Raw genomic sequence first — 10,342 nt, forward strand, 5'->3', positions numbered from 1 at the left:
CCGACGGTACCCGCCGCGGCGAGCCGGCCTTCTTCAATTGGATGAATGCCGGAAAGCTCTCGTATTGCCTCGATTTCAACGCCGAAAGTGATGCGCTGCACCGCTTGATTGATGCTGCCGACATTGTGATCGAGGGCTCTCGCTCCGCGGCGCTGCGACGACGTGGATTGACCGCCGAAGATCCGGCCGGCCGCGCGGGTCGAATCTGGTTGCGTATCAGCGGTTATCGCGACCAGCCCGACCGGCCTGCATTCGGGGATGACGCCGCGGTCGCCGGCGGACTGGTCGGCGCAGGCGCCGACGGGCCGGTGTTCTGCGGCGACGCAATCGCGGACCCGCTCGCCGGACTGGAGGCGGCGCGTGCGGTGGGGGAGTCGCTGCGCCGTGGTGGCGGCGAGGTGGTCGAGGTGTCGATGGCCCAGGTAGCCGCCCGATACGCGGCCCTGCCGCAGTCGCCGGATTCCGGCGCGCCGGCCGAGTCGCCGACATTAGCGCCGGCTGTTGGGCCGGCGTCACCGCTGGGAGCCGACAACGCCGCGGTCGAGTCACTCGTAGCCGAGAGGCTTGGTGCGCCATGCTGATCCAGCACGCGGTGACGTTGGAGGGCGCGGCCGTCGACCTGCGGGTGGGCGCATCGATCGACGAGGTTGCCGACTCCTTGACGCCGCGGTCCGCCGAGGACGTGCTGGACGCTGCGGGTGGGACCGTGCTGCCCGGTCTGCACGACCACCATGTGCACCTGTTTTCCGCGGCGGCCGCGGCGATGTCGCTAAGGCTAGGCCCGCCGCAGGTCCGCGATCGCGACGGACTGGCCGCCGCGCTGGCGAGCGCCGAAGCCGGTGAAGACGGCTGGATCCGCGCGGTGGGCTACCACGACTCGGTCGCCGGACCGCTGGACCGCGGCGTGCTGGACGCAGTGGCTCCGGCGGTGCCACTGCGCGTCCAGCATCGCAGCGGTGTGCTGTGGATCCTCAACTCGGCGGGTCTGGAGCGTGTCGGTCTGGCCGAGCATCCGGACGGCCGGCTGCGCAGCGCTGACTCCTGGGCCGATGCGTTGGGCCGCAGCGAGAACAGCCTGGCCGACCTCAGCGAACGGCTCAGCCGTTACGGCGTTACCGGGATCACCGATGCCACACCGGATCTCGCCATCGCCGACATAGTCCGGTTGTCGGAGCTGCACCGGCGCGGTGAATTACGCCAGCGCGTGCATTGCCTGGCCCCTGGTAAGCGGATCCTGCATGATGACGACTTGGACCTCGAGCAGCTGGTCAGCTGGATCGCCGACCGCCATCGCGACAACCATCCGGTGGCCATCCACTGCGTCACCGCCGCTCAATTGCTGGTCACCATCGCTGCGCTGCGCGAAGCCGGCTCTGGGCCGGGCGATCGCATCGAGCACGCCGCTGTGGTTCCGGCGGATTGTCTCGCCGACCTGGCCGACCTCGGGGTGACCGTGGTGACACAACCGAATTTCGTTGCGGAGCGCGGTGATCAGTACCTCGATGAGATCCCTGCCACCGAGCACGGCCAGCTCTGGCGGGTGGCGTCGCTGCTCGACGCGGGTATACCGGTGGCATTGTCGACCGATATGCCCTTCGGCGACGGTGACCCGTGGGTGGCGATCCGCGCCGCGGTGCACCGTTGCACGCCGAGCGGAGCTGTGCTGGGTATCGATGAATGCATCTCTGCCCGAACAGCTTTGACGATGTTCTTGGGCCGACCCGATCAGCCCACCGAACTGCGAACTCTGGCACCCGGCCAGCCGGCGGACCTGTGCGTGCTGAGCGTGCCGCCCGAAACCGCGCTCGCCGAACTGGATGCCGGGATGGTGGCCGCAACCGTTGTCAGCGGGGAAATGGTTTACCCGGCGCGGTGAGTCACGAGATTTCGCCGACGAGATAGCGCTGCAACGTCGGTGCGACTGCGTCGACCAGAGTGTCGACATCCATCGACTGGATCGGCTCGACGCGCACCACATAACGCATGATGCCCACACCAACCACTTGCGAGGAACACAGCGCGGCGCGAAACGTGATCTGATCGGCACCGAACGCCTTGAGCAGTGGATCGAAGACCGGGCCGATGAACAGTCCCTGCGCGACATCGACCGTTTTGGCCAGCCCCGCCGTGGCCATCGCGCTGGCGGCGAACGGACCACCGCCGGTGGCATCCCACGTGGTGATCAGCATGTGCAGCGTTCGTCGGCCGGCTTGGTTGACCCCTCCCCGGATGACCCGATCGATGAAGTCCGGGGTCCGAAATGGGAGACGCAGCTTGCGTGCCACCGGGTCAAGAATCCCGCGAAACGGGATTTCGGGAGGGGCCACGCTGTCAGGATGGGCGTAGCGCAGGCAAAGTTCAAGCATCGGGCCGGGCGCGTCGCGGCGCGCCGAATCAGTGCGGCAGCTCGCGAAACGGTGTGTTGCGGTACGGCTCAGGCTCTTTCGGCAGGCCCAGCACGCGTTCGCCGACGATGTTGCGTTGAATCTGATCGGTGCCGCCGCCGATCGAGGTGAAATAAGCGTTCAACGTCCGGAACGTCACCGCATCACCGATGGGATTGTCCGGTCCGGTCAACATCGCTTCAGCGCCGACGATTTCGGTTTCGACGCGGGCCGTCTCGTGCAGGATCCGGGACATCGCGATCTTGCCGAGCGCCATCAGCGTGGCCGCCTCGACCCGATCGACCGCGGCCTTCGACCGTTGAGTGTTCCAGCGGTTCACCGTAGCCAACGCGTCGACGCGGGCGATCTGCTGACGAATATAGGGATCATCCAGCCGGCCGGCCTCCCGGGCCAATTCGACGAGCAGATGGGCCTTCTCGGCTTGCGGTCGCTTGGCGTCCTTGGCGGTGCGTGCTATGTCCGCCATGAACCGTCGCTCGTAGCCGAGCGCAGTCTGTAGCACCGACCACCCGGCGTTCAACTCGCCGACCAGGTTCTCGGCGGGAAGGCGAGCGTCTTCGATGAAGACCTCGTTGAACTCTGATTCGCCGGTGATCTGGTGGATCGGCCGAACCTCGACGCCGGGCTGATGCATCGGCAGCATAAAGAAGCTGATGCCCTGGTGTTTCGGCACATCCCAGTCGGTCCTGGCCACCAACATGCCGTAGTCGGCGGTTTTTGCGAACGACGTCCACACCTTCTGCCCGTTGATCACCCACTCGTCACCATCGCGCTCGGCCCGGGTGCGCAGGCCGGCCAGATCCGACCCAGCGCCGGGCTCGCTGTAGAGCAGGCACCATTTGCTCTCGCCGCGGATCGACGGCGGAATGAGCCGTCGCTTTTGCTCGTCGGTTCCCACATCATGCAGTGTGCAGGCGAACAGATTCCCCCGGTCGTGACCGCAGCCATGCGCGCCGACCGCAGCGAATTCCGCTGCGACGAGCCGGGATTGGGCATCCGAAACACCGCGGCCATAGCACTCTGGCTCCCAACTGGGGACCGCCCATCCGGCATCGACGACGATGTGGGCCCAGCTGGCGCGATCGATGTCAGGATTCCAGTTGGCCGACAACCAATTCCGGACCTCGTCGCGCAGTTCGTCGTCAGTCATCGCTCATGCTCCGATCTGCCGCAGGTAGCGCTCGCGATGCCACGACGGGCTGCCCAGTAGCTGCGCGTCGCTTCGGGCTCGGCGCAGATACAAGTGCGCCGGATGCTCCCAGGTGAATCCGATGCCGCCGTGTACCTGGATGCTGGTCGCTGCGACGAAAACGAAGGCATCCGAGCAATACGCTTGTGCCAAAGCAAGATCAGCGATTCGTGAGGGTGCATGCTCGGCGAATGAGCCGGCGGCGAAGCGTGCCGCCGACACCGCGGATTCGGCCTCCAGCAGCATGTCGGCGCACATGTGCTTGACGGCCTGGAAGCTGCCGATCGCACGACCGAACTGGAAGCGGGTCTTGGCGTACTCGGTGGCCATTTCGACTGCGCGCCGTGCCCCGCCGGCCTGCTCGCTGACCAATGCCAGCGCGCCGCCATCCAGCGCAGCATTGAACAGCTCGACGCCTGCACCCAGCCGGCCGATCAAACGCGCCGGAGTATCGACGAATTGCAGACGGCATTGCTTGCGGGTCGGGTCGACCGTGGTCAGCGGTGTCACAGCCAGTCCAGGAGCACCGGCGTCGACGGCGAACACGGCTGGGCCCGCATCGGTTGCGGCCAGCACGTACAACAGTTCTGCCGACTGCGCGTCGAGCACGAAATGCTTGTAGCCGGTGACGTGCCAGGTGTCGCCGATTTGACCTGCGGACGTGGCTATCGTCGCCGGCAACCGGGCGGAGCCGTCTTCGGCGAAGGCGACGGTCGCGATCAGTTCACCGGCCGCGATCCGGGGCAATACCGCGCCGCACTCGGCTGCGTCGCCGGTCGCGGCCAGCAAGCTGGGCACCAGCACCGCTGTCGACAGGAACGGACCGACCAGCAGCGTTCGGCCCATCTCTTCCATCGCGATGCCCATTTCCACCGGGCCCGCACCTGCGCCGCCATGCTCCTCGTCGACCAGCAGTCCGGTCAGACCCATGGCCGCCAACTCGTGCCACACACTGGGGTCCAGGCCCGTGTCGGTCGCCATCTGCGTCCGCACCTGGGCCTCGCTGGAGTGACGCGCCATGAGGTCGGCGACCGCGCTGCGTAGCGCCCGCTGTTCGTCGCTCACCAGGAATGGTGCGGCGGTAGGCATCAACGTGTAGCGGCCAGTGCGGATCGCAGGGCCGCGCACTGGCTGGCGAAAAATGACTGTGACACAGAGGCTTTCGGCACTATCGCGTCGAAGCCGTGAAACGCTCCGGGGACCACCTCGACTTGGCACGGGACGCCGGCAGCGGTGAGCCGCTCGGCGTAGGCAAGATCCTCGTCGTGGAACAGGTCATTGGTGCCGACGCCGATCCACGCCGGGGGCAGTCCGCTCAGATCCTCGTGGCGTGCCGGAACCGCGACGTTCGGGTCGGCGTTGCCGAGATAGGCCGCCCAGCCGAAGCGGTTGCTCTTCGGGCTCCACATCCGGTACTTCGGGTCTTCCGGTCCGGAGCCACTTCGGTCGTCGAGCATCGGATAGGCCAGCAACTGCAGGGTCGGCGTCACCTCGCCGCGATCACGTGCCAGCAGCGCCAGCGCCGCCGTCAATCCACCGCCCGCGCTGGCCCCGGCGATCGCCACTCTTGCCGGGTCGACGGCGGGCAGGGCGGCCAACCAGGTCAACGCGGCATAGCAGTCCTCCAGCGGCGCAGGGTAGGGGTGCTCGGGCGCCAGTCGGTAGTCCACTGCCGCGACGGTGACGCCCAGCTCGCGCGCAAATCGACGACACAGCCGGTCGTCTTGCTTTGCAGTACCCATGACGTAGCCGCCGCCGTGAATCCACAGCAACGCTGCGCCGGGTTGGCTGACGCCGTCCGGGCGATGCAGTCGCACCCCGACACCGGAGCGCAGGATGAGCGCCTCGACGCCATCGGGGTCCTTGCCGCGCGGCGTGACCGACGACAGCCTGCGGATCACCCGCAGCGTGCGGGGGCCGATCAACGATCTTGGCGCGAGGCGGGCGACTTTGCGGAGGTCAGGATGGAAATCAGTGCTCGGCATCATTTCAGTATGGTCAATCCGAACCGGGCCGCGGTTGCGGGCTCCGCGGTCGGAGACGCGTCTCAGTTCTGCCCGGTTTTTCGATTCGCCAGATCGGCATCCTGCCCGGTGCTGGTGATGAAGTCGTCAAGGATGTCGACTACCGCTGCCGGGGACTCGACATGAGGAAAGTGCCCGACACCCGGAAGCACCTCAAGCCGACTGCCCGGCACGGCTTCGTGAGCGGCGTAGCCATGGGCAACCGGAATGATTCGGTCCTCTTCGCCCCAGATCAACAAAGTCGGTAAGCCGTGGCTGACATGGATCTTGCCGAGCGCACTGACCGCCTGGCCGCGGTAGTCGACGACCGAGCGCAACGTCCGGAGAAATGCCTGCCGTGTCTGCTGATCCGCTAACGAGGAATAAGCGCTCCACATTTCGCTGGCGCGCGGCGACTGTATGCCCGCCGAAGTCAGCCACGACCCCAGCTTGTTGCCGACGTTCAGCACCGGCCGCGGCGCGACCACCGGCAGCACAAGCTCGGCTCCGGGTGCCGAAAGGATCCGCAAGATCCAGTTCAGGTCGGGGCCCAGGCCACCACTGCTGATGAGTGCCAGTCGCTGGCAATAGTCGCGATGCTGGTAGGTGAATTGCATGGCCACACCGCCGCCCAGTGACTGGCCGACCACCGTCGCCCGGCTGATGCCGAGTTCATCGAGGAGGTCGCGCAGCGACGCTGCGAACGCACCCAACGAATAATCACCGCGCGGCTTCGCTGATTCGCCGTGGCCCAGCAGGTCCGGGGCCAGCACGCGATACTTCTTCGACAGCTCAGGAATGACCGCCCGCCAGGTCGCCGAACTCCCCGCCATGCCGTGTATCAGCAGCAACGTCTCGCCGGTCCCGGCGTCCCGATACGCGACCCGTTCGCCGTGCAGATCGAGATAACGCATCTCGTTCATCGGAATCGGCCTCCGTTTGACGGTCTTCCGGTCTGCGTGTACGTGGTCATATCGACCGCTTCTGCTTCAGCCTGACACTACCGCAACCTACGATACCGTAGGTTACCGATCGGTAGTTTCTCGACGCCACTGGCGGACCGTCGCAATCGCCGTCTTGAGACCGCGGCGGCGCCCCGTCGCCAGGTCGGTCCCGGTGGAGTCGGGCCGAAGTTCGGCGAACATTCGCTCGCTGCGGGTTTCCGGAGCGTCGTCAGAGGTGTCGCGTAAGAAGCGATCAGGTAGAGACAGTTTGGCGATAGTGCGCCATGTCTTGCCGTACTGCGACAGGAAAGAGCCTGTGGTGTAAGGCAAGTCGTACTTGTCGCATAGCTCGCGTACGCGCATTGAAATCTCGTGCAACCGGTTGCTCGGCAGGTCGGGAAACAGGTGATGCTCGATCTGATGGCACAGGTTGCCGCTCATGAATCGCAGCAACGGCCCACCCTCGAAATTGGCGCTGCCCAACATCTGGCGCAGATACCATTCGCCCTTCGATTCGCCGATCATGTCGGTCTTCGTGAATTTCTCTGCGCCATCGGGGAAATGCCCGCAGAAGATCACCGCGTTGGCCCAGATGTTGCGAATGATGTTGGCCGCCACGTTCGCCTTCAGGGTCGATGTGTAGGTCGCCGCCGGCGACAGGGATGTGAGCGCCGGGAACGCGACATAGTCCTTGGCCACCTGTCTGCCGACCTTGGTCGACCACTCGCGCATCTGTTGAAGGGTGAAGTCACGCTCCCGTCCAGGCTTCAAGATATGGTCGAAATCTATGGACTGCGTGCCGATTCCCCACTCGAACCCAACCGCGAGGATGGTATTCATCAACAGGTTGCCGATGTTGAAGGGCCGCCAGGGCTGGTCGCGCGTGACTCGCAGGACGTAGTAGCCCACATCGTCATCCACGCCGAGGATGTTGGTGTACTTGTGATGCTGGAAGTTATGCGAAGCAATCCAGTGCTTCGATGCCGCATTCATGTCCCACTCCCATGTCGAGGAGTGGATCTCGGGATCGTTCATCCAATTCCATTGGCCGTGCATGACGTTGTGGCCAATTTCCATGTTCTCGATGATCTTGGCCACACCAAGGGTTACGGTTCCCGCCCACCGCGCGGGACGTTTCGCGCTGGCGGCAAGCGTGAGTCGGCCGGCGACCTCGAGTGCACGTTGGATTGCGATGGTGCGACGGATGTAGCGCGCGTCGCGCGCGCCGAGGGAATCCTCGATGTCGAGCCGGATCGCGTCCAGTTCAACGGCGAGGTTGTCGATGTCGGCGTTGGTCAAATGGGCGAAGGCCGGGACGTCGGTGATCGCCATGGTTGTACGCCTTTCTTTCGCGTGGGTATGCCGGCTTGTTCACCGACGAAAGCACCCGGCTCGACCGCCCAGTGCTGGCCGAGCCGGGGCGAACTTGCGGCCGGTCAGTAGTAGTGCCGGCGGCCGCCGACGGCGTGTCCTGCCCGTCCCGCCAACGCAAGTACCACGCCGACAATGAGGAGGATCACCCCGAGGACCAAGAGAAGATGCGCAAAGGCGAAGGTAGGGATGAGGCTAGGGAGGAGGAGGCCGAGAACGATAAGGACGATTCCGAGACCGATCATGACGTTTGCCTGGTTTCTGCAGATGTAGGGAAGGAGGATGGCCGGGTCAGTGTCCGAAGGTTGGCGTCGCGTCGCCCGATCGGCGCATATTTCATTGCGCGACCGAGTGTTTCGGCAACACGTTGTCTCGACCGGAATTGATTGATTCAGAATGCACGGCCCGAGCGGATGCTCATTGAGTCCGGCGGCGTAACAGCCACACCCATTCCGTACCGGCTGGTTGTCTCAACACCATCAACGGTACACCCGTTGAGAGACCCGCGCTGAACGGCTCGGGCGGGCCCCACTGAGTAAGAGTGCACACAAACCGGAAAGCCCTGTGCTTCCCGAAATTCGGTGCCGTCTCAGGGTCAGCGAATCTTCTCAGGTATCGAATTCAGTGCGTCCAGAACATGTTCTGCTAGTTCACTGGCTTCCTTATCGCCGAGTTTGGTGTGAGACGTGATGGTGTCCCTGACCAGCTCGAGACGGTGGACGTAGGGAGAGCGGAACGTCATTGGTGAAGCCATCAACTTTTCCTTTTCAATCGAGCATGTTCGCTCGCACCTGAGCTGCCCGATAACCCCGACGGTACGCCGGTTTCGGGCACCGAGTGCGGCCACGGGCACACGGCGGCCATCAGGCCCGACGGGCTGCCGTCCCGACCTGCCTCGGCGTGTCGCTGCTGATCATTGAGGAACTGTTCGCGTTTGCCGCTTGACCGCAAATCCGCGGGGTACGCTGCCCCGATGACCGAACCAGCGGCGACCGGCTTTCGCCGACCGACCATGACTTCTCGGGCAAAGTGGCTGCTGAGAGCCCGGCCCGGCGACTACATGCTGGCGTTGAGTGATGCGATGGCCTCGCTGCCCGTGGTCGGCAGGCATCTGGAGCCGCTGGGCGGTGTGACCGCGATGGGTCTGTGGGGTTACCGAATGGCGCCGGAGTTGTTGTCCGCGTCGGCCAAGTCATGGCTGACTCCCGGTATCAGCGAGACCCGCAAGGCCGAGCGCGACCAGACCCAAGCGGTGTTGGATGCTGCGCTGCGCGGCGTGGTATCGAGCAAGGACCTCGATGTCGAGTGGCCGGCGCCCGACCATCGGCCGCCCTTCTGGCGTGCGCTGCAACACCGTCGCTATCTGCATCGCAGTTCGGTGCGCTACGGCAAGCACCCGGTGCAACTACTGGACGTGTGGCGTCGCAAGGATCTGCCGGTTCGGCCGGCGCCCGTATTGATCTTCGTGCCCGGCGGCGCCTGGGTGCACGGCGGTCGCCAGCTGCAGGGCTATGCCCTCATGTCGCAGTTGGCCGAAATGGGCTGGATCTGCCTGTCGGTGCAATACCGGGTTTCCCCGCACCACCGCTGGCCGTCCCACATCACCGACGTCAAAAGCGCCATCGCGTGGGCCCGGGCCAACGTCGACAAGTTCGGCGGTGACCGCAATTTCATTGCGGTAGCGGGTTGTTCGGCCGGTGGACACTTGTCGGCGCTGGCCGGACTGACGGCCAACGATCCCGAGATGCAGACCGAACTGCCGCCGGGTTCGGACACTTCGGTGGATGCGGTGGTGGGGATCTACGGCCGCTACGACTGGGAGGACCGCTCAACCGTCGAGCGGGACCGCTTCGTGGACTTTCTGGAGCGTGTCGTGGTCAAGCGTCGAATCGACCGCCACCCCAGAGTGTTCCGTGACGCGTCGCCGATCGCACGGATACACGCGGATGCGCCGCCGTTCTTGGTGATCCATGGCAGCAACGACACGGTGATCCCGGTGGCACAGGCGCGTAGCTTCGTCGAGCGGCTTCGGTCGATATCGCGTTCGGTGGTCGGTTACGTGGAACTGCCGGGTGCCGGCCACGGATTTGACCTGACCGACGGGGCCCGCACCGGTGCGACGTCGACCGCGGTCGGTCTGTTCTTGGGCCACGTTTATCGCAACCGGACGATCGCGGTCAAAGAGGTTATTTAGCCGCTACGCAGTTGTAGGGTCCCACCCATGAAGCGGCTGAGCGGGTGGGACGCGGTACTGCTCTACAGCGAAACGCCGAATGTGCATATGCACACCCTCAAAGTCGCGGTGATCGAGCTGGACGCCGACCGTCGCGACTTCGACATCGACGCGTTCCGCCGGGTGATTCACAGTCGGCTCTACAAACTGGAGCCGTTTTGCTATCAGCTGGTTGACATTCCGCTCAAGTTGCATCA

The 10,342-nt window shown here is 64.9% G+C and carries 12 protein-coding genes; 4 read left to right on the plus strand and 8 right to left on the minus strand.

The window, feature by feature from the left end:
- A partial coding sequence (locus VN856_RS04610; RefSeq protein ID WP_325686609.1) for a CoA transferase occupies nucleotides 1-581 on the plus strand: 581 nt, incomplete at its 5' end.
- Nucleotides 575-1,876: an amidohydrolase family protein gene (locus VN856_RS04615; RefSeq protein WP_325686611.1), complete on the plus strand. Its 1,302-nt coding sequence runs from the start codon at nucleotides 575-577 to the stop codon at nucleotides 1,874-1,876. The genes VN856_RS04610 and VN856_RS04615, both read left to right, overlap by 7 nt.
- 1 nt (nucleotide 1,877) lies before the next feature.
- On the opposite strand, the gene VN856_RS04620 is transcribed toward VN856_RS04615, so the two are convergent.
- The 8 genes from VN856_RS04620 to VN856_RS04655 all read right to left on the minus strand — a co-directional run bounded on the left by VN856_RS04620 (nucleotide 1,878) and on the right by VN856_RS04655 (nucleotide 8,666).
- Entirely contained in the window at nucleotides 1,878-2,366 is a 489-nt protein-coding gene (locus VN856_RS04620) for a hypothetical protein (protein WP_414686867.1), read from the minus strand.
- A 28-nt stretch (nucleotides 2,367-2,394) separates the two neighbouring features.
- Complete coding sequence (locus VN856_RS04625; protein ID WP_325686615.1) at nucleotides 2,395-3,555, minus strand: acyl-CoA dehydrogenase family protein; 1,161 nt, start codon at nucleotides 3,553-3,555, stop codon at nucleotides 2,395-2,397.
- Between the two features lie 3 nt (nucleotides 3,556-3,558).
- Nucleotides 3,559-4,683 carry an acyl-CoA dehydrogenase family protein gene (locus tag VN856_RS04630; RefSeq protein WP_325686617.1) on the minus strand — a complete coding sequence of 375 codons (1,125 nt, stop codon included), beginning with the start codon at nucleotides 4,681-4,683 and terminating at the stop codon, nucleotides 3,559-3,561.
- Nucleotides 4,683-5,579, minus strand: coding sequence for an alpha/beta hydrolase (locus tag VN856_RS04635; protein ID WP_325686619.1), 897 nt, complete (start codon nucleotides 5,577-5,579; stop codon nucleotides 4,683-4,685). The genes VN856_RS04630 and VN856_RS04635 overlap by 1 nt, the downstream gene beginning before the upstream one ends.
- 62 nt (nucleotides 5,580-5,641) lie before the next feature.
- Nucleotides 5,642-6,520: an alpha/beta fold hydrolase gene (locus VN856_RS04640; protein WP_325686621.1), complete on the minus strand. Its 879-nt coding sequence runs from the start codon at nucleotides 6,518-6,520 to the stop codon at nucleotides 5,642-5,644.
- A 102-nt stretch (nucleotides 6,521-6,622) separates the two neighbouring features.
- On the minus strand, nucleotides 6,623-7,873 hold the full coding sequence (locus VN856_RS04645) for a fatty acid desaturase (protein WP_325686623.1): 1,251 nt from the start codon (nucleotides 7,871-7,873) through the stop codon (nucleotides 6,623-6,625).
- Between the two features lie 104 nt (nucleotides 7,874-7,977).
- A complete protein-coding gene (locus VN856_RS04650; RefSeq protein ID WP_325686625.1) occupies nucleotides 7,978-8,157 on the minus strand; it encodes a DUF6131 family protein in 180 nt (59 codons plus the stop codon).
- A 350-nt stretch (nucleotides 8,158-8,507) separates the two neighbouring features.
- Nucleotides 8,508-8,666 carry a DUF6307 family protein gene (locus VN856_RS04655; RefSeq protein WP_325686626.1) on the minus strand — a complete coding sequence of 53 codons (159 nt, stop codon included), beginning with the start codon at nucleotides 8,664-8,666 and terminating at the stop codon, nucleotides 8,508-8,510.
- A 219-nt stretch (nucleotides 8,667-8,885) separates the two neighbouring features.
- Here VN856_RS04655 and VN856_RS04660 point away from each other — a divergent pair, with 219 nt between their 5' ends.
- Both VN856_RS04660 and VN856_RS04665 read left to right on the plus strand, forming a co-directional pair.
- On the plus strand, nucleotides 8,886-10,106 hold the full coding sequence (locus tag VN856_RS04660) for an alpha/beta hydrolase (protein ID WP_325686627.1): 1,221 nt from the start codon (nucleotides 8,886-8,888) through the stop codon (nucleotides 10,104-10,106).
- A gap of 27 nt (nucleotides 10,107-10,133) precedes the next feature.
- A partial coding sequence (locus VN856_RS04665) for a wax ester/triacylglycerol synthase domain-containing protein (protein WP_325686628.1) occupies nucleotides 10,134-10,342 on the plus strand: 209 nt, incomplete at its 3' end.

This window comes from Mycobacterium sp. (assembly GCF_035603715.1).
In the GTDB taxonomy this organism is placed as follows: Bacteria; Actinomycetota; Actinomycetes; order Mycobacteriales; family Mycobacteriaceae; genus Mycobacterium.